This window comes from Kitasatospora sp. RG8 (assembly GCF_017813315.1).
In the GTDB taxonomy this organism is placed as follows: Bacteria; Actinomycetota; Actinomycetes; order Streptomycetales; family Streptomycetaceae; genus Kitasatospora.
The window spans coordinates 245,602-267,350 of record NZ_JAGIYX010000002.1 but is presented as its reverse complement, the minus strand read 5'-3'; the positions used below and the strand labels follow the sequence as shown (position 1 = coordinate 267,350).

Genomic DNA, 21,749 nt, shown 5'->3' with positions numbered 1-21,749 from the left:
CCGCGGAGCACCTCCTGGCCGGGTTTCCCGGTGACAGCGGGCTCGTCGAACAACCGTCCGTACCTCGATCGGGTGAACCTCACCGCCCGCCCGGGCGTGGCGCGGACGGCTGCCGCAAGGGTGAACCCGGATCAGGGACTGGTTGGCGGAGGTCGCATGGGCAAGAAGTACGCAGCGGGGAGGGCCGTCGTCATCGGCGGCAGCTACGCGGGGCTCGTGACCGCGCGCGTCCTGGCCGAGTTCTTCGGCGAGGTCGTCCTCGTCGAGCGGGACGCCGTCGACGACGACACCGGAGCCCACCCGAGCGCGCCGCAGGGCTATCACGCCCACGCCATGCTCGCCAAGGGCGGCGAGGTCCTGGAGAAGCTGTTCCCCGGGCTGCGCGACGAACTCTCCGGCGCCGGGGCGCCGGTGTTCGACTACGGGCAGGGGATCGACTTCCTGCTCCCGACCGGGTTCGCCCCGCGCGAGCGGACCGGGGTCATGATCCAGACCTTCACCCGCGACGAGCTGGAACGGCGGATCCGGCGCCGGGTGCTCGCCCTCCCCGAGGTCAGGCTGCTGCCCTCCACCCGGTGCGACGGGCTCCTGCGGGCCGCGTCGGGCCGGGTCACCGGGGTGCGCTGCGGCACGCAGGGAGCCGATCCCGAAGACCTCACCGCGGACCTGGTGGTCGACGCCTCCGGCCGCACCAGCAAGCTGGAGGCGTGGCTGGCCGCGTCCGGGGTCACGGTGCCGCCGAAGAAGGTGGTCAAAGCCAAGATCACCTACACGTCGATGAACTTCGACCGGTCCGAAGACGACCCCGCCGACTTCCACGTCGCCTACCAGATGCTGTCCGCCCCCCGGGTGCGGCAGGCCGGCGTCCTGCTGGCCGTCGAGCGCAACCGCTGGACGTGCTCCCTCTTCGCCTTCGACGACGAGCCGCCCACCGACGACGACGGCTACCTCGGCTTCGCCAAGGGTCTGAAGAACCCCCGGCTGGCCGAGCAGATCGGGCGGCGCACCGTCCAGGAGGCCGTTCACCGCTACACCAACCTCGACAACCAGTGGCGGCAGTTCCACGCCGTCAGGAACTGGCCCGAGCGGCTCATCGCCCTCGGCGACGCCGTCTGCGTCTTCAACCCCGTGTACGGCCAGGGCCTGACGGTGGCCGCGCTGGAGGCCGACCTCCTGCGCGGGATGCTCGCTCAGCGCGGGCCCGGGGAGGGGCTGGACGGTCTCGGCCCGGCCTACCAGAAGCGGCTGGGCCGGCTCCTGCTCCCGCCGTGGACGTTGTCCACCAACTCCGACCTGATGTGGAACCCCACCAACCAGCCGCTCAGCGCGCGGATCGCGCACTGGTACAACGACCGCCTGTTCCGCGTCGCCGTGAGGGACGCGGGCGTCTGGGCGCGTTTCGTCCGGGTCGTCAACATGACCGCCTCCCCCGCCACGCTCTTCCACCCGTCCGTCGCACTGAAGGTCCTCACCGCGACGACCACCCGCGCCCGGCCGTGAGGCGGTGCGGCCCCGACGGCAACGCTCGTTGACGGCGCTCGTTGACGGCGCTCCTTGTAGACGGCGGCCGGGGCGACGGACCGGACGTCGGGCCGCCGCCCACGAGGGCACCGTCAACGAGCGGTGCCCGGGCGTCTGCGGTGCTCGTCGAGGGCCCGCCAGACCTTGTCGCGCAGGAACGGCGCCTCGGTGAAGCGGATGCCGGTGGCGTCGCGCAGGGCGTTGGCGAAGGCGGGCGGCACCGGGTTGAACGGGCTCTCGGACATCGACTTGGCGCCGAGCGGGCCGATGGCGTCCGAGGTCTCCGAGAAGTGCACCTCGGTGCGCGGCACGTCCGCGAACGCGGGCAGCCGGTAGCGGCGGAAGGCCGCGGTGGTGACCTCGCCGCGGCCGTCGACGAGGACCTGCTCGAACAGGGTGGCGCCCAGGGCCTGCGCGACACCGCCCTCGACCTGGCCGCGGCACTGGAGCGGGTTCATCACCTTGCCGGCGTCGGCGCCGTGGACGCTGCGCAGGATGCGGATCTCGCCGGTGTCCGGGTCGACGGCGATCCGGAACCACTGGGAGTTGAAGGCGACCGAGCGCGGCGAGCCGCCGAAGTGGCCGTCGGCCGAAAGCTCGACGCCCTTGCCGCGCGCGGCCTCGAAGACCTCCTTGAGCGCGACCGTCCGGCCGTCGCACTCCACCGAGTCGGCGGCGAGCCGCAGCAGGCTCCGCGGGGTGCGGGCGTACTCCGCGGTGAAGGAGAGGATCTGCTCGGCCAGCGCGTTGGCCGCCTTCATCACCGCCTTGCCCGCGACCACCGTGCCGGCCGAGCCGAAGGCACCGGTGTCGTGGCGGACCACGTCGGTGTCGGACTGACGGACGGCGATCCGGTCGACGGTGGTGCCCAGCGCCCCTGCGGTGATCTGCTTGTGCACGGTGGTGGTGCCGTTGCCGAACTCCGCGGTGCCGACGGCGATGTCGTACGTGCCGTCCTCCAGCAGCTTCACCGTGGCGTCGGCGATGTGGCCGCCGGGCGGACCGCAGGCGATCGCCGCCATGGCGAACCCCTGGCCCACCAGCCAGCCCTCGGGGGCGAGTTCGGCACTGGTGTCGTTCGCGAGGGCGTCCCGGACCACACCGAGGCACTGGTCGAGTCCGTAGCTGGCGATGTGGAGGTCCTCCTCCTCGCCGAGCGGGCCCTCCATGTGCTCGCCGGGCCCGATGACGTTCCTCTCGCGCAGCACCAGCGGGTCGACGCCCAGCCGCCGGGCGAGTTCGTCCATGGCCGACTCGACGGCGAAGGTCACCTGGCCGAGCCCGTAGCCGCGGAAGGCGCCGGCGGGCACGCCGTTGGTGTAGACGGAGTAGGCGTCGACCTTCTTGTGCGGAGCGCGGTAGACGCCCATCGACTCGCCGACGCTGTGGAACATCACCGCCGGCCCGTGGTTGCCGTACGCACCGGTGTTGGCGACCACCCTGAACTGCACGGCCGTCAGAGTGCCGTCCCGCTTGGCGCCGAGCTTCACGGTGATCCCGAACGGGTGCCGGGTGGTGGCGCCGTAGAACTGCTCGCCGCGGGTGAACTCCAGCTTCACCGGACGGTGCAGCCTCATCGCCGCGAGGACCGCGATGTCCTCGGTGAGCATCTCCTGCTTGCCACCGAACCCGCCGCCCACCCGGCCCGCCACCACGCGGACCTTCTCCATCGGCAGGTCGTACAGGTCGCAGAGGGCGCGCCGGGTCAGGAACGGCACCTGGGTGGACGAACGGACCACGATCCGCTCCCCTCCCCCCCTGAACGCTCTCCCCGCTCGCGCAGCTCTCCCCGCTCCCGTCGGGGATCTCCTCGAAGTAGACGACGCAACCGTGCGTCTCCAGGCTGGCGTGCTGCACCCGCTGGGTCCGGAAGGTCTCCTCGTAGACCAGGTCGGCCTCGCGGTAACCCTGTTCGACGTCGCCCAGCTCGCCGTGGGCCTCGCCGCAGACGTTGTTCCCGGCGCGGGCGATGCGGCTCTCCGGCCCCTTGGGGTGGATCACCGGGGCGCCCGGCAGCATCGCCTCCTCGGGGTCGAGGACGTACGGGAGTTCCTCGTACCCGACGACGATCCTGCGGCAGCCCTCCTCGGCGGCGCCCTCGCTCTCGGCGACCACCGCGGCGACCCGCTGCCCGACGAAACGGACCACGTCGTCCAGGACCCGGGTGTCGTCCGGGTCCTCGGTGGGGTGCTCGTGCCGGGCCGAGGAGTAGAGCTTGTCCGGTGCGTCCTCGTGCGTGAACACGGCGACCACCCCGGGCACCCGCAGCGCCGCCGAGGTGTCGATCGAGACGATCCGGGCGTGAGGGTGCGGCGAGCGCAGCAGCTTCATGTGCAGCAGCCCTGCGACGTCGAGGTCGAAGGTGTAGCGGGCGGTGCCGGTGACCACCTGCGGCCCGGCCGGCGCGCCGAGGCTGCGGCCGACGGCCTGCCCGGCACACGGCCGCTCGGTGTGCCGCACCCCGCGGATCGCGTCCTCGATCGCCCGGTAGCCGGTGCAGCGGCACAGGTTGCCTTTCAACCCCCTGGGCAGGTCCACGAGTTTGTCCTCGTCGAAGGCGGCGGCGGAGGTGGTCATCAGCATGCCGGCCGTGCAGAAGCCGCACTGGAAGCCCTGGGCGTCGAGGAACCTCTGCTGCATCGGGTGCAGTTCGCCGTCCTTCGCCAGGCCCTCGACGGTGGTGACCGAGCGCCCCTCGGCGCGCAACGCCGGGTAGAGGCAGCTGTGCACCGGCTCGCCGTCGACCTGGACGGTGCAGGCGCCGCAGTCGCCCGCGTCGCAGCCCTTCTTCACCCCGAACCAGCCGCGCTCGCGCAGGTAGGTGCGCAGGCACTGCCCGGCCCTCGGTTCGGCGTCGAAGTCCTCGTCGTTGACGCGGATGGAGAAGCTCATCGCCCGGCCTCCTCGACCAGCTCGCGGCGGATCTCCTCGGCGAAGCGGTACGTCATGTGCCGCCGCCAGGCCGGGAGTCCGTGGATGTCGTCGAAGTACTCCTCGGGCCGCACCCCGTGGGTGACCGCCTCCCGCACCGCCTCGGCGTTCGGCGGCACGGCGAAGCGCAGCTGGACCGGCCGCACCGTCGAGGCGGTCACCGTGAGCGCCAGTTCACCGTCGATCGGGTCGCGGGCTCCGATCAGCAGCGCCCCGGAGCGGCCCAGCCCGTACAGCGAGGCCTGCCGGAAGGCGGTGCGGCTCGCCAGCGCCCGGGCGGGCACGGTGATCGAACGCAGCAGCTCACCGGGCCGCAGGTCCTTCACGCCGGCGCCGACCACGAAGTCCTTCACCGGCACCTCGCGCACCTCCCCGCTCTGCGCGAGCAGCAGGCAGACGCCGTCGAGGGCGGCGGTCAGCGAGATCATCGGCCCGGCCGGCAGCCCGTTGCACAGGTTGCCGCCGACCGTGGCCATGTTCCAGATCTTCCAGGAGGCCAGGAAGGCCCGGCAGCACTGCTCGAACAGGGGTGCCGCCGGCCAGTCCGCCCCCTGGGCGAAGCGGGAGAGCTGGGCGATGGTGCAGGTCGCGGCGATCTCCAGATCGCCGTTCGCGGTCATCCGGACCGGCTCCCAGCCCATCCGGCTCAGGTCGATCAGCCGGCGGATGTGCGGCTGCGGCTCCGAGAACAGGTACGTCCCGCCGCCGAGCCAGGCGTCCCCGGGCCGCCATGTGCCGCGACGCCGCGCGTCGCGCATCTCCACCACCGTGTTCAGGTCCACCTGCAACCACCGTCCCGAGACCGTTCAGTACGGCGATTGAAGCAACGCCCGCAGGCGGGGACGAGTGGGTTCGGGCACCACTCCTCCCCGCCCGAACTGGAGGATCAGCCAGGGCGGGCGCCCGGCCCGTCCGCGACGGCGCCTGGCCCGCACCGCCCGCGGACGGCGGCGAGCACCCCGGCCACCTGGTCCGAGCCGTGGAGGCCGCCGGCCCACTGCGGCGCCTTGCCGCCACCGTCCGCGACGAGCTGGACGTCGGCCGCGAGCAGCTCCCGCAGGCCGTCGACGTCCACCTCCCGGAAGGCGTCGAAGAACCGTCCGGCGGGGGGTGTCGTTCCGAGCGCGCGGTATTCGGAATTCCGGCGCCCGTCGCAAATTCCCGCTCCCCGGAGAAACCCCAGGAGAAGGCGCTGTCCGACCCGCACCGCCGACTGTCCGTCCGTCAGCACCCGTCGTCTTGCCAAATGGACGGTCGGCGGCGGTCGGCGACGGTCGGCATCCATGAAGCCGCAGGTCGGACGGACTGTCAGTGCCTCACCGTAGTGTGGAGACATCGTTGGAGGGGGCGCCGGAAAAGGCGTCGGAAACGGCGTCGAAAAAGCGCTGGAAAAGGGTGGAACCATGTCTTCGAACAGGATCAAGCACAAGGTCAACCACGTCTCGCTCGTGGTCGACAAGTCCGGCTCGATGCGCCAGCACGAGGCCCAGCTCGTCCGCGTGGTGGACGAGTTCGTGAAGGGCCTCCAGGAGGAGTCCGACCGGCTCGGCCACGAGACCCGCATCAGCCTCTACGCCTTCGACCACCAGGTGCAGAACCTGGTCTGGGACATGGACGTCAAGCACCTGCCGTCCCTGCGGGGCCTCTACGGGGTCGACAACGGCGCCACGGCGCTGATCGAGTCGGCCGTGAAGTCCATCGACGACCTCAAGAACATCTGGGAAGGGTACGGGGAGCACTCCTTCCTCCAGGTCGTCGTCACCGACGGCGAGGAGAACGCCTCCGGCTACTCCGAGACCGGCCAGATGCACACCCGCATGGCCTCCCGCAAGGGCAGCACCGTGCTGCGCACGTGGATGGACCGCATCCAGGGCGCCATGGACGACCTCCCCGACCACTGGACCTCGGCGATCCTCGTCCCGAACTCCCTGGCCAAGCGCACCGCCCAGGAGTACGGCTTCCCCGCGGGCAACATCGCGATCTGGGACGCGGACTCCAGCAAGGGCGTCGAGGAGGCCATCGGCACCGTCAAGACGGCCGCGACGAGCTTCCTCCGGGGCCGCGAACAGGGCGTGCGCGGCACCAGGAACCTGTTCACCATGGGCCAGGACCTCAGCGCCACCGAGGTGAAGGCCAACCTCGACGCCCTGGACGCCGGCAAGTACATCCTGATCCCGGTCGACCAGCAGCTGCCGATCCGCGAATTCGTCACCAGCGCCGGCCACCCGTACAAGACCGGCTGCGCCTTCTACGAGCTGTCCAAGCGCGAGAAGATCCAGGGCAACAAGCAGCTCGCCGTGGCCGAGAAGGACCCGGCCACCGGCCGGATGACCGGCAGGGTGTTCTCGGGCCCGGCCGCCCGCCAGCTCCTCGGCCTGCCGAAGTCGGAGGCCACCGTGAAGCCGGGCGACAACCCGTCGTACACCGTGTTCGTCCAGTCGACCTCCGTCAACCGGAAGCTGGTACCGGACACCAAGCTGCTCGTCCTCCTGTAACCGGGATCCGCGCTGTAACCGGGGTCCGCGCTCCGGCCGAGCCCCTGCCCGAGCACCATCACCACCATCCGGGCACACGCCTCAGCACCGGGGCCCCGCCGGCTCGGCTCCAGCCCACCGGCGGCATCCGTGCCACGCCGCCCGGGGCACCCCCTCCGAGGGAGTACGCCCGGCCTCGGCAGGGCCCGGACGCCCGGCGAGCCTCCGGTCACCGTCCGAGGTGGTCGGCCAGGGACTCGATGGTGCGGCGCCGCGCGGTGTACATCGAGGCCGCCGAGCCGTCGACGAAGTGCAGCCGGAACCGGGCCATCGCCTGCCACCTCGGGCGGCGCTCGATCCGGGCGACGAAGTTCCGGGGCACGTGCCACAGCAGCCGGCCGGGCTTGCGGACGTCCAGCGTCGCAACGACTGCGGTCCGGCGGTCGGTGACCACCAGCAGCCTGACCATCGTGCCGCCCTGCGTGGTGGGGAAGCCGTCCGCCAGGCTGCCGGCGCCTCCCGTCACCCCTCCCAGCTGCCCCAGCGCGTTGCCGACCTTTGCACCCACACCGTGCCCGACGCCCTTGGCGCCCGCCACGGGTACCACCGTCGCGACGTCGAGCAACTGCTCGCCGGGCTCCAGCAGCGGGTCCAGGGCGGGGCGATAACGGTTCATCAGTATCTCTGTCACCGCGGCAGAGTAGCGGGCGGCGATCACCCGAGGTCAGGCGGGCCTCCGGGCGCGGCGGGCCCCGGTTCCCCGGCCGGGGCGCTCACCGGGACCCCGGCGCAGCAGCTCGCTCACCGCGGCGCCGGATCGTCGCGCAGGACCTCCGCGTGGGCCCGCCGCAGGTGTCCGCCCGGGTCGATCCCGAGCCTGTCCCGCAGGACCGCCCGGGCCTCGTGGTAGGTGGACAGCGCTTCAGCGCGTCGGCCGCTCTGGTGCAGGCCGGTCATGAAGAGCGCGCGGAGGCGCTCGTCCAGCGGGTGCTCGGCGACCAGGCCGGACAGCTCGGCCACCGCCGGATCGAGCCTGCCGAGGGCCAGTTCGGCGGCGAGGCGCATGACCAGGGCCGAGAGCCGCAGGTCGCTCAGGTGGGTGCGGTAGCGCTCGGCGTGCTCGCCCGGCACGCCGCCCAGCGGCATCGTGTCCCGCCACAGGCCGAGCCCTTCGCGCAGGTGCCGGACCTCGGCGGCCCGGTCGCCCGATTCCCTGGCCGCGCGGGCGAGTTCCAGCGACCGGCGGAAGGCGCCGAGGTCCAGCGCGGCCGACGGGAGCCTGAGGACGTATCCCCCGGTCACCGAGCCGATGACGGAACGTGGCTCGCCGCCCGGCGAGGCCAGCGCCCGGCGCAACCGGTAGACGTACGTGCGGACGATGGTCTCCGCCGTGACCGGTGCGCCGTCCCCCCAGATGGCGTCCACCAGCCGGCCGGTGGCGATGTAGGACCCCTCCTGCATCAGCAGGGCGGCCAGCAGCGCCCGCTGCTGGGGCTGGCCGAGATCCGCCTCGGCGTCCCCGTTCCAGGCGGTGAGCGGGCCGAGGACGGAGAACCTCGGGCCGTCCCGGTGTTCGGCGGAGCCCGCGGGCGGCAGGGACGGCGCCCGCGGCGGCGTCGGAACGGACCAGGGGTCCGCCGAGACCGGCCGACCCGTCATCAAGGTGTCCAGCATGACTTCGTGTTCTCCCGTCGTGTCGAACGTCGGAGGCTGGACCGTGTGCGCGCCGCCCGGGTGGGCGACGCCGGTTCCCCCGTCCTCCGTCGGGGCCGACCGGCCTGGTACCGCACCGGTCGGCCCCTCTGGACACCACGCTATGGACGCCCGGTGGACAAGCGATGGACGGGCGCGGCGGCGGGGGCGGGGCCGCCGTCGCGTCCTGCCGCGCGTCCTGCCCGCACCCTGCCGCGCGCCGGGCGTACGCCCTCGCCCTCACCCCCTCCAGCGCCCCCGCCAGCGCCCCCGCCCGCCCCCGGCGCCCTACTCCAGGGCCGCCAACAGCTCTCTGACCTGCGCCGCCTCGTCGTCGAGGCCCAGCCGCCCGTACACCTCCAGTCCCTCCGCCAGGCAGGCCCGGGCCTGGCGCGGGCGGCCGAGACTGGTGAGCGCGGTGCCGAGCGTGCGCAGCAGGGCGGCCTCCAGGGCGGCGCTGGTGCGGCGGGCGAGCGGGAGGACCGCCTCGGCGGCGTCGAGGGCGAGCAGCCAGCGGCCGGCCTCGGCGTGGATGCGGGCGGCGAGGTCGCCGGCCGCGGCCTCGAACACGGTGACCTGGAGGGCGGCGAACTCCTCGCGCGCACCGGCGGCATGGGCGAGCGCCTCCTCCGGGTCGCCGCACAGCCGCAGCACCCTGGCGAGGTAGTAGCGGCCGGTCGCGGCGGAGACCGGTCCGGAGCCGCTCATCAGGCGGGCGCAGCGCTCGGCCGCCTCCCGGGCCTCGGTGAGCCGGCCGGTGTGGGCGCAGCTGAACGCGAACTCGCCGAGCGCGCTGCCTTCGGAGCGTTCGGCGCCGAGCCGGCGGAACAGGTGCGCGGCGCGGCCGGCGTGCTCGGCGGCCTCGGCGTAGCGGCCGTGGATGCGGGCGTTGCCGCCGAGGGTGAGCAGGGACTTGGCGAGCACCCGCTCGGTCGCCTCGGACGTGCAGAGCTCGACGGCCCGGCGGACCTCCTCCTCCGACTCGGCGTAGCGGTTGACGTGCCAGAGCATGGCGCCGCGCAGGTACCGGGCGAGGGCGAGTGCGCCGTGGTCACCGCGCGCGGCGGCCTCCCGGGCCAGCCGCTCGGCGAGGTCGGCGATGACCGTGGTCTGGGTGCGTTCGGCGAGGACCGCGCCCATCCGGTCGGCGAGTTCGGCGGCGCGGTCGAGCGGCAGCTCCGGGTCCGCGCAGCTCAGGGCGATGGCGGCGGCGTGCACCTCGGCCTGTTCGCGCATCCAGCGGACCGCCTCGGCGCCGTCGGCGAAGTCCCGCCCCGGGGCGTGGACGGTCACGCCGAGCAGGCTGAGCTCGACCGGGTCGGCCTTGCGGGCGGCGCGGTCGGCGTTGCGGGCGGTGGCGAGGCAGAAGTCGGTGAGCCGGCCGGCGGCGGCGGTGCGTTCGGCGGCGCCGTCCTCGGCGGCGAGCCGGCCGCGGGCGTAGGCGCGGACGAGGTCGTGGAAGCCGTAGCGGTCGAAGCGCGGGGAGTGCAGGAGGTTGAGGTCGACGAGGGTTTCGAGCAGCTCGCCGGTCTCGGACTCGGGGCGGTCGAGCAGCGCGGCGGCGCAGGCCAGCGGGACGTCGGGGGCGTCGGACAGGGCCAGCAGCCGGAAGGCACGGGCGAGTTCGGCGTCGAGGCGGTGGTAGGAGAGGGCGAAGCTGGCCTCCACGGTCCGTTCGCCGTCGCTGAGTTCGGCCAGCCGGTGTTCCCGGCGCAGCCCTTCGGCGAGGGCCGCCAGGGTGAGCGAGGGGTCGGCGGCGAGCCGGGAGGCGACGATGCGGACGGCGAGCGGCAGCAGCCCGCAGGCCCGGACGATCTCCTCGGCGGCCTCGGGTTCGGCGGCGGTGCGCTCGGCTCCGACGATGCGGGTGAGCAGTTCGAGCGCCTGCCCGGGCGGCAGGGTGTCCAGCCGCATGTGGTGCGCGCCGGCGAGGCCGCCGAGCCGGTGGCGGCTGGTGATGAGGACGGCGCAGCCCGCCGAGCCGGGCAGCAGCGGTTCGACGTGGCCGGGGGTGGCGGCGTTGTCGAGGACGACCAGGACCCGCCGCCCGGCGAGCGACGAGCGGTAGAGGGCGCTGCGCTCCCGGGTGTCCGGCGGGATCTCGGCGGGTGCCACGCCGAGGGCGCGCAGAAAGCCGGCGAGCACGGTGCCCGGGTCGGGCGGGGTGTCGTCGGCGCCGCGCAGGTCGGCGAAGAGCTGCCCGTCGGGGAAGCGGCCGCGCATCCGGCGGGCCACGTGGACGGCGAGGGTGGTCTTGCCGACGCCGCCCATGCCGTCCAGGGCGGAGACCACGACGGCCCGCCCGCCGGCGGCGGCGAGGCGGTCGGCGAGGACCTCGGCCTCTTCTGAGCGTCCGGTGAAGTCGGCGATTCCGGAGGGGAGTTGGTCGGGAATCTGCCAGTTGTCGGCGGCCGGATCGGCGGCGTCGGCGCCGGTGGCGGCAGCCGTGGGCAGCAGGGCGGGGTCCTCGCGCAGGATGCGCAGCTGCAACGCCGCCGGGCCGTCCTCGCCGGGAAGGCCAGGAAGGCCAGGAAGGCCGGGCGGGCCGGGCGGGCCGGGCGGGCCGGGCGGGCGAGGAGGGCCGGGCGGGAGTGCGGCACGGGCGTCCTCGTACACCGCGAGCGCCTCCGTCTTGCGGCCCGCCTGGTAGAGGGCGCGCATCAGGACGGCGGTGAGCCGGGGGCGGCCCGGGTGCTCCAGGGCCAGCGCGGCGGCCTCCGCCGTCAGGTCGGTGCGGTCGCCGAGTTCGGCGTCCAGCCCGAGCTGCGCCTCCTTGACCGAGATCCGCTGCTCGGCCAGACGGGCCCGGACCGCCTCGGCGTGCGGCCCGGGCAGTCCCGCCAGCGGTTCGCCGGTCCACAGCCGCTGGGCGCGCCGCAGCACCTCCCGCACCTCCTGCGGCGGCGCGTCCGCCTCCCGCAGCCGTTCGGCCTCGGCCAGCAGCGCCTCCCAGGCGGCCGCGTCCACCTCGGCCTCCGGCACCCGCAGGGCGTAACCGTCGCCGACCCGTGCCAGGGGCATCCGCTGAGGATCGTCCCCCGCGTACGGCCGGAACGCGGCGCGCAACCGTGAGACGGCCAGCTGGACGGCCTTGCGCGGGTCAGCCGGCTCGGCGCCGCCCCACACGCCCTCGACCAGGACCGAGGTCGCGACCGTCCGCCCGCCGGCGTCCAGCAGGACGGCGAGCACGGCCCGCTGCTGGGGCCGGCCCAGCTCCAGCTCCCGTTCCCCGTACCAGGCACGCACCGGTCCCAGCAGTCCGAACCGCAGCCCGGAGCCCCCCATGTCAGCCATCTACCGTCCCTCAAGAGTCGTCCGGCGCCGGGATCCCGCCATGTGTGTACGGCCAGTGACGCCCCCATACCCCGGTCACCTATGCTTCGCACAGATTGTGCACCGACGGCTCATGGCTTCGGGGGTGGGGGCATGGGGTTCGATTTCCGGGTGCTGGGGTCGCTGCGGGCCCGGCGCGACGGCCGTGAGCTCGATCTCGGCAGGCCGCAGCAGCGGGCCGTGCTCGCCGCCCTGCTGCTCGCCCCGGGCCAACTGGTGCCCACGGAACGGCTGGTCGAGGGGCTGTGGGGCGAGGACGACGCCCGCTGGCCGAAGGACCCGGCGGGCCAGATCGGCACCCACGCGCACCGGCTGCGCCGCGCCCTTGGCGAGCCGGGGCTGCTGGTGGCGGCGGCGGGCGGCTACCGGCTGGGGGTGGAGCGCGGCACCGTCGACCTCTTCCGCTACGAGGACGGAGTGGCGCAGGCGAGCGCGCTGCGTCAGCGGGACCCGGTGCGGGCACGCGCCCGGCTGGCGGAGGCGCTCGGGGCGTGGGAGGGGCGCTGCGCGCTGGACGGCGTGCCGGGCGTCTTCGCCGAGCGCGCCCGGGGGCGGCTGGCGGCGGGGCGGTTCGCGGCGGTGAAGGCGCTGCACGACCTGGACCTGGCGCTCGGACGGCACACCGAGGCACTGCCCGCGCTGGACGCGTTGGCGGCCGGTCACCTGCACGACGAGGAGGTGCAGCGGCTGCACCTGCTGGCACTGCATCGCTGCGGCCGCACGGCTGAGGCGCTGGCGGCCTACGGGGCTCTGTGCGAGCGGCTGGACCGCGAGCTGGGGCTGGAACCGGCGCCCGCGCTCGTCGAGCTGGCCGGCCGGATCCGTCGCGGGGAGGCGCCGGTACCGGCGCGGCGGCTGCCGCGGCCGTGCCAACTGCCGCCGGACATCCCCGACCTGGTCGGGCGGGCGGCGCTGGTGCGGGAGGCGGAGCGGGTACTGCGGGGCGACGGCGCGCCGGTCCTGGGCCTGTCGGGCCCGGCGGGCAGCGGCACGTCGGCACTGGCGGTGCACGTCGCCCACGCCGTCCAGGACGCCTTCCCGGACGGGCAGTTGTACGCGAGCGGCGGCGAACCCGGCCCGGCGCTGGCGGGGTTCCTGCGGGCGCTCGGGGAGTGGCCGGCGGAGGGCGCCGGCCCCGACGAGCTGTCCGCGCGCTACCGGGCCGCGCTCACCGGGCGGCGGGTGCTGGTCGTGCTCGACGGCGTGCCCGACCCCGCGCCGCTGCTGCCCGGGGTCCCGGGCTGCGCGGCGGCGGTGGCCGGACCGGAGCCGGGGACGCTGCCCGCGGACGCCGTGCGGCTGGTGGTGGGACCGCTGGAGCCGCACGACGCCTACGAGCTGCTGGCCCGGATCGCGGGCGGCGACCGGATCCGTCAGGATCCCGCCGCGGTGGCCGAGGTGGCCGGCCTCTGCGGCCACCTGCCCGTCCTGCTGCGCACGGCGGCCACCCGCCTCGCGGCCCGGCCGCAGTGGTCGGTGGCCGACCTGGTCGGGTGGCTCGCCCGCGGATGACCCCGGCCGGCCGGAACGCGGCGCGGGGACGCGCCCGTGGCTAGTACAGGTCGGACGACAGGGCCACGGAGGTGGGCGTGTTGGAGTGGGGGGTCCGGCCGCTGTCGCCGTCCCAGTAGACGACGACGCTGCCCGCGTCGTTGACCGTCAGCTTGGCGTGCGGGTGCCCGTACGTTCCGAGGTTCCAGCAGGGGTGACCGTCGGCGGCGTAGACGACGAGGTTCCCGTCGGTCTGCATGACGGCCTTGTAGCCGCAGCCGACGGTGTAGCTGGCCCAGACCGCACCCTTGCCGTTCTGGTAGATGACCAGGTTGCCGTCGGACTGCATGACCAGCTGGGTGGTGTACGAGTCGACGTGCCAGCCCGGGTAGAGCGGCTCGTCGTCCCAGATGGTGTGGGTGGTCGGGTTGTACGCCGCCTGCGCGCTCCCCGCCCCCGCCAGCGTTCCGGCCAGCGCCAGCGCGCCGGTCGCCATGCCGATGGCCATGTGCCGCAGCACCTTCGTCGCCTTCATGTCCCCGTGTACCTCTCTCGTGGTCTCGCGCCCGTGAACGTGCGGGGCGCCCCGTGCAACCGATCATGGGCGAGCGCGGTAGACAAACGATGAACGCCTCCGTCAATCGGACGGACGACGGGGCACCGGGCGCCGCCGGCGGACCGGGAGGGCACTCCGGTCGACGAGACGATGGAGGCGCTCCACGAGGTGGTGGCGGCCGGGAGGTCCGTCGCCCTCGGGGCCCCGACGCGGCGACCACCCTGGCGCGCGGCCGGGCAGAGCCCCCTGATCAGGGGCGAGTACGGACGGTCATGCCTGGGCGGCGGCGGTGCACCGTCAGGTAGACGACGCCGTCCGGGCTCGCCGAGACGCCGCGCACCGCGCCGCGCGGCAGCAGGAGCACGACACCGGACCGCAGGTCGTGGTCGGCGCCCGCGCAGCGCAGCGTCCCCTCGCCGGCGAGTCCCACGGCCAGGACGTCCAGATCGGGCTCGACGTGCTCGGGGACGGTGGCGTCCGGCCGCAGTCGCACCACATTGGCATCGAGCTGGCGCTGTTCACCGGTCAGCCGCCACAACGCTCCGGCCGCGTCGGCAGCGGCGTCGCGCAACAGGTCGTCCAGAATCACGCCGTCACCGGCGGTGCCCGAGTCCGTCATGCCGGACATCATCGCACCGCACCCCCGCAGGGCCCCGTTCGCCGTGACGAGGTCGCCGTGCCGTCCGATCCGCCGACAACACCGTCACGGGGCACGGTCCGGGCCCCGACCCGGCGGTACGCGGAGGGCGCGCGGAGCGGGACGGAGGACGACGCCCGGACCTGACGTTTCGGTGTCGGCCGGTGGTGCGCATTCCAATTGACGTGTTGTCAGAAACCTTCTCGGCCTCCCGATCCATTCGGCATACTGGGCGGGCCGTGGAGATTCGTCGAACTGGGGTGCCATGGACTGGGAAGACGATCACGAGCTCGTCGCATCGCTGGCACGCTCCGCCGTCGCCCGGACCGCAGCCGACGAACTCCCCTTCTTCGAGCTCACGGCCGCCGGTTTCCTCGCCGGCTCGGAGCGCGCCCGTCGCACCGCCAGGAAGGACGAGCCACTCGGCTTCGGTGGCGACGCCGCGCTGGTCCTGATCAGCACAGCCGCCCTGACCGTCACCATCGACGTCCTCAAGCAACTCAGCCAGTACTACTCCGAGCGCTTGGTCCAGGGTGCGGCTCGTCGGACCCGGGGGTGGTTCAGGCGCCGCTCCGCCGCCGCGCCGGCCGGTGTACCGCTGCCACGGCTGTCGGCGGACCAGATCGCCGAGCTGCGCGAACTGGCCTACCGTCGCGCCAAGGACGCGCAGGTGCCGGACGCTTCGGCGGCCCTGATCGCCGACGCGATCGTCGGCGGCATCGTCACCCGGTCCGAGGCGCACGACGAGCAACAATGACGGCAGGGCCCGGCCCCCACCCGCGTCCCAACCCGTTCGCCGTGCCCTCCGGCACGGTCTCCCGGTTCGCCCTGCTCATCGTCTCGGCGTCCGCCGCCGTGACCGATTTCGGCCCGCTGCTGACGGGCCACCTGCTCGGGCTCGGTGGGGAGGACGGGCAATCGACCGCGACCGACGACTGCACCCGCCGTCAGGCCGCCGAGGCCGCGCAACGCGCCGGCTCCTCGGGCTCCGGCATCTTCGACGCGGACCGTTGGCAGCTGGAGAGCTGCCCGCACTCCCCCGACGGGTTCTCCCCCTGGGCCGGTCTCGCGGCCCTGGCGGTGTTCTGGCTGCTGGTGCTGGCCTGCTACTGGTGGACACCGCTCTGGCGGATCCGCCGCCGCCACCTGCGGCCGCTCCCCGACGCGCGGCTGGCCGGCCTGGGCGCCTGCCTGGACGAACTGCGCCGCCTGGCCGGGGTCGGGGAACACGTCCACTACCTGGTGGACGCCCTCGACCCGACGGCCTCCGGCCTCGCCTTCGGCCGCCCGGGCCGACGGTACATCGTGCTCAGCGGCGGCATGCTCGCGCTGTTCTCCCGGGACCCGCAGGCCTTTCGCAGTGTCGTCCGACACGAACTTGCGCACCTGCGCAACCGCGACCTGGACATCACCTTCGTCACGGTGGCCGTGTGGCGGGTGTTCGCGGCGACCGTACTGCTGCCGCTCATCCCGATGCTGGTGTTCGTCCTCGCTCTCGGGCCGGCCGGGGGGATCGACCGGGCGAGAGCCACGCAGGAGCTCGGGCAACTGCTGCTGCTGGGGGCGCTGATCCCATTCACCCGCAACGCCGTGCTCCGCAGCCGCGAACTGCACGCGGACGCGCGGGCCGCCGGGAGCGAGACCGGCCGGGCCGAACTGGCCCAGGTGTTCAGACGGCCTGTGAGCCGGCCGCCGGGCGGCCGGCTCCGGCAGCTGCTCGCCGTACACCCCCCGGTGCAGGCGCGACTGGCAGCCGTGGAGGACTCGCGCGTACTGGTCCGGACGGGGTTCTGGGAGGCCCTGGGGATGGGCCTGGCCGTCACGCTCGCCTACGACGCGCTCATCGCACTCAGCGTCGGCCTGCTCGGCATCTCCACCGCGACCCCGGTGGCAGCGGCCCTGAGCGGAGTACTTCTCGCCACCGGCCTCAGCGCGAGCCTGTGGCGGGACGCCGTACGAACCTTCGTCGACGGCCTGCCGATGCGGTCCGCAGCCGTCGGATGGGGCCTCGCGTGCGGCCTCGTCCTCGGCTTCACCACGTCGAGGCGGCAGAGCGCGGACGCCGACGTGGCGCTGCGCGGGCCGGTCTCCGCGGTTGTCGTGCTCTGGATGGTGCTGGTCGCGCTCAGTGGCTGGCTGGTGGTCCGGTGGCTCGCCCTGATCGCCAGGACCTGGCTGCCGGTCGGCGCCGCGAGCCGGCGACCGTTGGCGACGTTCGCGGTCGGCGCCGCGGCAGGCAGCGTGGTGGTCACCGTATGGCTGAAGATCGTTCTGCAAGTGCCCATATGGGCCAGCTTCATCGAAGCCCTGGTCCTGCCCGGCGCCTCAGCGGTGGTGGTCCTGCTGGCCACCGTCGTCATGACCGTCGTCACCGATCTGGCGTCGGTCCGGATGGTGTTGCTCGTTCTCGGGCTCGCGCTGACTCCGGTGGTCACCCCGACCCTTGGACGACTGTTCGTCAGACGGGGTTCGCGCCGGGCGCCTGTGGTGCTCGACGTGGCCGCGCCCTACCGGCAGCCGAGCCTGCCCGCCGCCGAACCCGCCACGGCGGTCGGCTTCGGACTGCTCGTCGGGTTGTCGGCGTCCGCGCTCACCGCGGTGCTCCAGGTCATGGCGGTGAACGGCACCGAGGACGGTGCCGCCGCGGGTGGCGGCGCCGTCTACCTCTGCGCGGCACTGGCGCAGGTGATCGCAGGCATCGGCGCCGGGCTGCGGGCGCCCGAGCTCCGGGTGGCGCACGCCGCGCTCGGTCAGATCACCGCGCTGGCCGTGGTGCTCGTGGCCGGGACGCTGGGCGCCAGGTTCGTGAACTGCACGGCCTCCATCGAGCTCTGCGCGAGCGCGCCCGGTGCCGCCGAGATGTTGACCGGCGTGGCGCTCTACAAGGTCTGCCTGCCCTTCACCATCGCGGCGGCGGCAGGTCTCGGCCGGTGGCGAGCACGTGCCTCCCGTCAGCCGGCGCCGGCTCCGCTCCTTCCCCACCGCCCCGACCTGCGCCCTTGACGTTCCAGGCCGACGGTCTCGGCGTGGACACCCAGGTGAGCGCCGGGGTGACGCCGGGCAGAGCCACCCGGCGTCCACCCGGCCGGTCAGTAGAACAGGACGGAGAGGCGGGCGGTGTTCGGGGCGACGTCACAGAAGTAGGTGACCGCCTCCCCCCGGGTCACGTAGGCCTGGCCGGCGGCGTCGCACGCGGCGCCGCTCGGGTACATGCCGATGTAGGTGTATCCGGTCGTCCTCGTGGTGGACGCCTGGGCGGCGGGGGCGGCCATCAGGCCGCCCGCAACCGTCAGCAGTCCGGCCAGGGCCATGGTGGAAACCGCTTTGCGCAGTGCCATGTCGCTGTCTTCCTCCCCTTGGGCGAGCACGCCGGAGTCCGCGTCCCGGCGTTCGGCTGCGAGCCTTCCGGAATCCCGGATTCGAAGCAATGGTAGAGACCAATTTGGCAGGAAACAGTCGATCACCGCGGCCTGCCCGACTCGGATGGAGCGCCAACCCCTTCGCCACCGACGCCCGTAGGCGAGCCGCGTGCGCTCGCCTACGGGACGCCTTCTCACCAGAGCGACGCGCCACTCCGGAGCTTCGCGCCCGATGACGCCCGTTCACCTTGCCGCACCACCCCGGCGCCGAGCCGCCGCCCCCACGACGGGTGCAACGGCCCCGACGTTGGCCCCGACGCTGCAGCGCCGGTCGGCGCCGGGCGGCGACGTCAGCGCCGGGCGGCGACGTCAGCGCCGGGCGGCGACGTCAGCGCCGGGCGGCGACGTCAGCGCCGGGCGGCGACGGCCTCCACCTCGAACAGCACGTCAGGCGCGGCCAGGCTCGCGACGCCGATGAGCGTCTGCGCGGGCGGCTTCGTGCCCCAACCCTCCTGCACGGCCCCGGCGATCGGTCCGAGCTTACTGACGTCGTGGTCCACCACGTACGTCCTGAGCTGCACGACGTGGCTGAGGTCGAGCCCGTGGGCGGCAAGAGCGACGCCGACGTTGCGGAACGCCTGCTTCACCTGCTCGGCGAAGTCGGTGGAGACGACGGCGCCGTCCGGGCCCGATCCGTACTGGCCCGCGACAAGCACGAGTTCCGTACCTGCGGGGACGGTGGCGGTGTGGCTGTAGCCGAACGGGACCGGGTCGTGCAAGCCGTCCGGATTGACGATGGCGTGTGCCATGCGGGTCACCTCTCGTGTGCGATGGGCCTGTTGTGCTGAAGCCTCGCAACGATTCACGACATCGTGGTGTCGTGTATTCCGGTAGCGTTTTCGCGTGCGCGCCGATCGGTTGGTCTCCCTGGTACTGCTGCTGCGGCAGCACGGCCGGCTGTCCGCGGCCACGCTGGCCCGCGAACTGGAGGTGTCCACCCGCACCGTGCTGCGCGACATCGACGCGCTGTCCGCAGCCGGTGTCCCGGTCTACGCCGAACGCGGCCGGCACGGCGGTTTCGCGTTGCTGCCCGGTTTCCGGACCGAGCTCACCGGACTGAACCACGACGAGGCCCTTGCTCTGCTGGTCGCCGGATCGCGGCGCGGCGCACAGGCGTTCGGCCTCGGTTCGGCGCTCGCCTCGGCGATGCTCAAGGTGGTTGACGCGCTGCCCGCCGGCTATCGGGACACCGCGGCCGGCGCGGCTCAGCGACTGCTCATCGACCCGGAGACCGACCTCCTCTCGCGTCGGCTGGTCGTCGAGGAGGTGCCCGACGCCATCGTGGCCGCGGTCCTGCGCGCGGTGTTCGCCGGGCGCAGGCTGCACATCCACTACGCGGCCGTCGACCAGCCCCCGCAGTGGCGCACGGTGGACCCGATCGGCCTGGTCACCGTGCGCGACCAGGGCTACCTGCTGGCCACGAGGTGCGGCGCGGACCGCACCTACCGGCTGTCCCGCATCCTGGCCGCCGAGGAACTCGACGAACCGGCACAGCGACCGGAACGGGTCGACCTGGACCGGGCCTGGCAGGAACGCAGCAGGCGGTTCCGGACCGGCGGCGACCAGGTCACCGTGCTGGTACGGGTGGACCCGGCGCGGCGGGAGGACCTGGTGGGCACCGCGCTGGCCGTCCTCGCCGAGGAGGCCGACCCGGACGGCCGGCTGCGGCTGGAGGTGACCTTCCAGGACGCGCGACACGCCGAATGGGCACTGTGGCAGCTCGCCACGAACGCAGAGGCCCTGGCCCCGCAGTGGCTGCGGGACTCCCTGCACAACCGCGCCACCGCGATCGCGACCTGCTACGAGGTGTCATCCTGAGGCCGGGGGCCGACACCCCGCCGACTGCCCGTCAAGAACCCCGGATCCAGCCGCCATGGCCGCCATGGCCTCCTCGAACTCCTCGGCCGACCGCCTGCTGCACGCCTCCGTCCTGCGCCGCCGCCGCACCTACGCGACCTCGGGAGCGCGACCGACCGTGATCGGCAACTACCGCGCTCCGGGCACCGCCCGGTGGATCCGACACGGCTCGCCACCAGTCTCCGAATCCGGTGGCGAACCGGTTCCACATCGCGGACAGACCCGCCAAGGCCCTCGGCCTGCTCCGCCGCAGCCTGCGCGTCCACGGACCTGCTGCTGTGCACCCGCGTTGACCGTGGGAAGCAGCGGCACGGCGGGTCACGTCCCGGAGCCACTGGTCATCGCTCATCGCCGCCCTCCCCGCCAGTCGATTCGGAGAAACCTCCTTGCGCAACAGCAGGTTCACCGCGGTCCTCCTGGCCGGCACCACGACGCCGGCGCCCGGGGCTCGTCGCCGCCTGGTCCAGGCCTGCACCTCGGCCATCCTGAACTACGGCTTCCGTTCCGACCCCGCCCGAACTCATACGGGACAGGCCCCGCCCGGGCAGCCTCTCACCGGCTCACGTCGTTCCCGCGGTTCGCGGGGTCGGGGCTGCACAGCCAGCCGTTGACGGCGAAGCGGCTGTCCGCGTGCTGCTTGCCCGGGCAGTTGACCGGCCGCACCTCGTGCCAGGCGGTGGGCCGGAAGAACACGATGCTGTCGTGCTCGGGCTCCCAGTCCCGCCAGGTGCGCTCCTGCCACTTTCCGGCCGTGTCGGTGTGCAGGGGCAGGGCGGCGTCGAACACGCGCAGCTCTCCACCACCGAACGGCCGGGGCGTGCGATGCAGGTAGTACACGAACGTGAGCAGACGCCGGGGGGCCAACCTCACATCGGTGTCCTGGTGCGGCCGATAGAAGTCGCCGTCGTTGTGCACGTTGAGGCCGTATTCGGGTTCCGTGTGCCGACAGGAGACTCCAAGAGTGTGCTCGACCGCCTCCAGTACCTCGTCGATGGCTGCCATCAGTTCGGGCGCGGCGAAGTCTCCTCGCGACCGGGACCGGCGAAAGTCGGGGACCAGCTCCCGGTCTCGAATCGTGGAGGGCTTCAACGTGTCGTCGGCGGAGGCGATGGCGCGCTCCAGCAAGGCGCCGGCCGTCTGCTCGCCCAGGAACTGGGTGATGCGGCAGACCGTCACCGGAAGCCGCCAGATCGCGTCCGTAGACACCTGCGACCGCCGATCCATCGCCTCGGAGGGGCCCGTCAGGGTGTCGTGTCGTGCCACGGTGTCCTGCCTCGTCATGGTGTCCTGCCTTCTGGATCGCGATGAGTGTTCCGCAGGCCGACTCCCCCAAGCCCGCACCGGGAGTGGGCGGCGACCGTGGCCCGCGCTCGGGCCGGAACGCGCCCTCGGCCGCTGACCGTCGACCCTGCGACAGCTCTGCGACGGCCATGCGACGACCCTGCGACGACCCTGCGACGGCCGGAGCATCACCGCAGGACGCCCAGCGCCGTCACACGGCCTCGGGCTTGTTCCCAACCGCTGCTTCTCGTAGCCGATCCACTTCGGCCGTGAGCTCTGCCACGCGGCGGTGCAATGCCTGGACGCACACCAGGGCGACGCCGAGGCCGTCGACGACGGGGATCCTGGTGTCGTCCTGGTTGAAGCCGAAGGCGGCGTGCCAGTCCTGGGCCATCGGCCCGAGGTGGCGCACGTCTTCGGGCTCCCAGAGGTAGCGCCAGGTACTGACGGGCAGCGCGGCCACGGTCTCCAGAACCGCGTAACCGTTGACCGCACCGACCGGAGCCACAGCGCCGCTCTCCCGCGCCCCGGGCGGACGACGGGCCGGGGCACCGCGG

Annotated in this window: 17 protein-coding genes and 1 pseudogene; 6 read left to right on the top strand and 12 right to left on the bottom strand. The window is 73.5% G+C overall.

Going from position 1 to position 21,749, the window contains the following annotated elements; translation table 11 throughout:
- Positions 1-156: 156 nt before the first annotated feature.
- Positions 157-1,500 carry an NAD(P)/FAD-dependent oxidoreductase gene (locus J5Y04_RS04100; RefSeq protein ID WP_209410384.1) on the top strand — a complete coding sequence of 448 codons (1,344 nt, stop codon included), beginning with the start codon at positions 157-159 and terminating at the stop codon, positions 1,498-1,500.
- Between the two features lie 113 nt (positions 1,501-1,613).
- Here J5Y04_RS04100 and J5Y04_RS04095 read toward each other — a convergent pair.
- The 3 genes and pseudogenes from J5Y04_RS04095 to J5Y04_RS04085 all read right to left on the bottom strand — a co-directional run bounded on the left by J5Y04_RS04095 (position 1,614) and on the right by J5Y04_RS04085 (position 5,527).
- Positions 1,614-4,413 (bottom strand): annotated as a pseudogene (locus tag J5Y04_RS04095) (molybdopterin-dependent oxidoreductase).
- Complete coding sequence (locus tag J5Y04_RS04090) at positions 4,410-5,234, bottom strand: xanthine dehydrogenase family protein subunit M (protein WP_209410383.1); 825 nt, start codon at positions 5,232-5,234, stop codon at positions 4,410-4,412. The pseudogene J5Y04_RS04095 and the gene J5Y04_RS04090 overlap by 4 nt, the downstream one beginning before the upstream one ends.
- Positions 5,235-5,338: 104 nt before the next feature.
- Complete coding sequence (locus tag J5Y04_RS04085; RefSeq protein WP_209410382.1) at positions 5,339-5,527, bottom strand: hypothetical protein; 189 nt, start codon at positions 5,525-5,527, stop codon at positions 5,339-5,341.
- A gap of 328 nt (positions 5,528-5,855) precedes the next feature.
- On the opposite strand from J5Y04_RS04085, the gene J5Y04_RS04080 reads away from it, so the two are divergent.
- Positions 5,856-6,947, top strand: coding sequence for a vWA domain-containing protein (locus tag J5Y04_RS04080; RefSeq protein ID WP_209410381.1), 1,092 nt, complete (start codon positions 5,856-5,858; stop codon positions 6,945-6,947).
- Between the two features lie 208 nt (positions 6,948-7,155).
- Here the strand turns inward: J5Y04_RS04080 and J5Y04_RS04075 are convergent, their stop codons facing one another.
- The 3 genes from J5Y04_RS04075 to J5Y04_RS04065 form a co-directional block, all read right to left on the bottom strand.
- Positions 7,156-7,617: a hypothetical protein gene (locus J5Y04_RS04075; RefSeq protein ID WP_209410380.1), complete on the bottom strand. Its 462-nt coding sequence runs from the start codon at positions 7,615-7,617 to the stop codon at positions 7,156-7,158.
- A 110-nt stretch (positions 7,618-7,727) separates the two neighbouring features.
- Positions 7,728-8,600: a BTAD domain-containing putative transcriptional regulator gene (locus J5Y04_RS04070; protein ID WP_209410379.1), complete on the bottom strand. Its 873-nt coding sequence runs from the start codon at positions 8,598-8,600 to the stop codon at positions 7,728-7,730.
- A gap of 306 nt (positions 8,601-8,906) precedes the next feature.
- Positions 8,907-11,912, bottom strand: coding sequence for a BTAD domain-containing putative transcriptional regulator (locus tag J5Y04_RS04065; RefSeq protein ID WP_209410378.1), 3,006 nt, complete (start codon positions 11,910-11,912; stop codon positions 8,907-8,909).
- 132 nt (positions 11,913-12,044) lie between these two features.
- Here J5Y04_RS04065 and J5Y04_RS04060 point away from each other — a divergent pair, with 132 nt between their 5' ends.
- Positions 12,045-13,463 (top strand): BTAD domain-containing putative transcriptional regulator, encoded by a 1,419-nt coding sequence (locus J5Y04_RS04060; protein WP_209410377.1) that lies wholly within the window; start codon positions 12,045-12,047, stop codon positions 13,461-13,463.
- 40 nt (positions 13,464-13,503) lie between these two features.
- Here the strand turns inward: J5Y04_RS04060 and J5Y04_RS04055 are convergent, their stop codons facing one another.
- Both J5Y04_RS04055 and J5Y04_RS04050 read right to left on the bottom strand, forming a co-directional pair.
- Positions 13,504-13,977 carry a hypothetical protein gene (locus tag J5Y04_RS04055; protein WP_209410376.1) on the bottom strand — a complete coding sequence of 158 codons (474 nt, stop codon included), beginning with the start codon at positions 13,975-13,977 and terminating at the stop codon, positions 13,504-13,506.
- A gap of 271 nt (positions 13,978-14,248) precedes the next feature.
- A complete protein-coding gene (locus tag J5Y04_RS04050; protein WP_245204219.1) occupies positions 14,249-14,617 on the bottom strand; it encodes a hypothetical protein in 369 nt (122 codons plus the stop codon).
- Between the two features lie 283 nt (positions 14,618-14,900).
- On the opposite strand from J5Y04_RS04050, the gene J5Y04_RS04045 reads away from it, so the two are divergent.
- Together J5Y04_RS04045 and J5Y04_RS04040 are read left to right on the top strand one after the other, a co-directional pair.
- Positions 14,901-15,392 (top strand): hypothetical protein, encoded by a 492-nt coding sequence (locus tag J5Y04_RS04045; protein WP_209410374.1) that lies wholly within the window; start codon positions 14,901-14,903, stop codon positions 15,390-15,392.
- On the top strand, positions 15,389-17,638 hold the full coding sequence (locus tag J5Y04_RS04040; RefSeq protein WP_209410373.1) for a M48 family metalloprotease: 2,250 nt from the start codon (positions 15,389-15,391) through the stop codon (positions 17,636-17,638). The genes J5Y04_RS04045 and J5Y04_RS04040 overlap by 4 nt, the downstream gene beginning before the upstream one ends.
- 86 nt (positions 17,639-17,724) lie before the next feature.
- On the opposite strand, the gene J5Y04_RS04035 is transcribed toward J5Y04_RS04040, so the two are convergent.
- Positions 17,725-17,973, bottom strand: coding sequence for a hypothetical protein (locus J5Y04_RS04035; RefSeq protein WP_209410372.1), 249 nt, complete (start codon positions 17,971-17,973; stop codon positions 17,725-17,727).
- Positions 17,974-18,401: 428 nt separating this feature from the next.
- On the bottom strand, positions 18,402-18,803 hold the full coding sequence (locus J5Y04_RS04030; RefSeq protein ID WP_209410371.1) for a RidA family protein: 402 nt from the start codon (positions 18,801-18,803) through the stop codon (positions 18,402-18,404).
- A gap of 94 nt (positions 18,804-18,897) precedes the next feature.
- On the opposite strand from J5Y04_RS04030, the gene J5Y04_RS04025 reads away from it, so the two are divergent.
- Complete coding sequence (locus J5Y04_RS04025; RefSeq protein WP_209410370.1) at positions 18,898-19,872, top strand: YafY family protein; 975 nt, start codon at positions 18,898-18,900, stop codon at positions 19,870-19,872.
- Between the two features lie 591 nt (positions 19,873-20,463).
- Here J5Y04_RS04025 and J5Y04_RS04020 read toward each other — a convergent pair.
- Positions 20,464-21,117 (bottom strand): 2OG-Fe(II) oxygenase, encoded by a 654-nt coding sequence (locus J5Y04_RS04020; protein WP_307852910.1) that lies wholly within the window; start codon positions 21,115-21,117, stop codon positions 20,464-20,466.
- A 286-nt stretch (positions 21,118-21,403) separates the two neighbouring features.
- A complete protein-coding gene (locus J5Y04_RS04015; RefSeq protein ID WP_245204218.1) occupies positions 21,404-21,700 on the bottom strand; it encodes a tail fiber domain-containing protein in 297 nt (98 codons plus the stop codon).
- Positions 21,701-21,749: the final 49 nt, after the last annotated feature.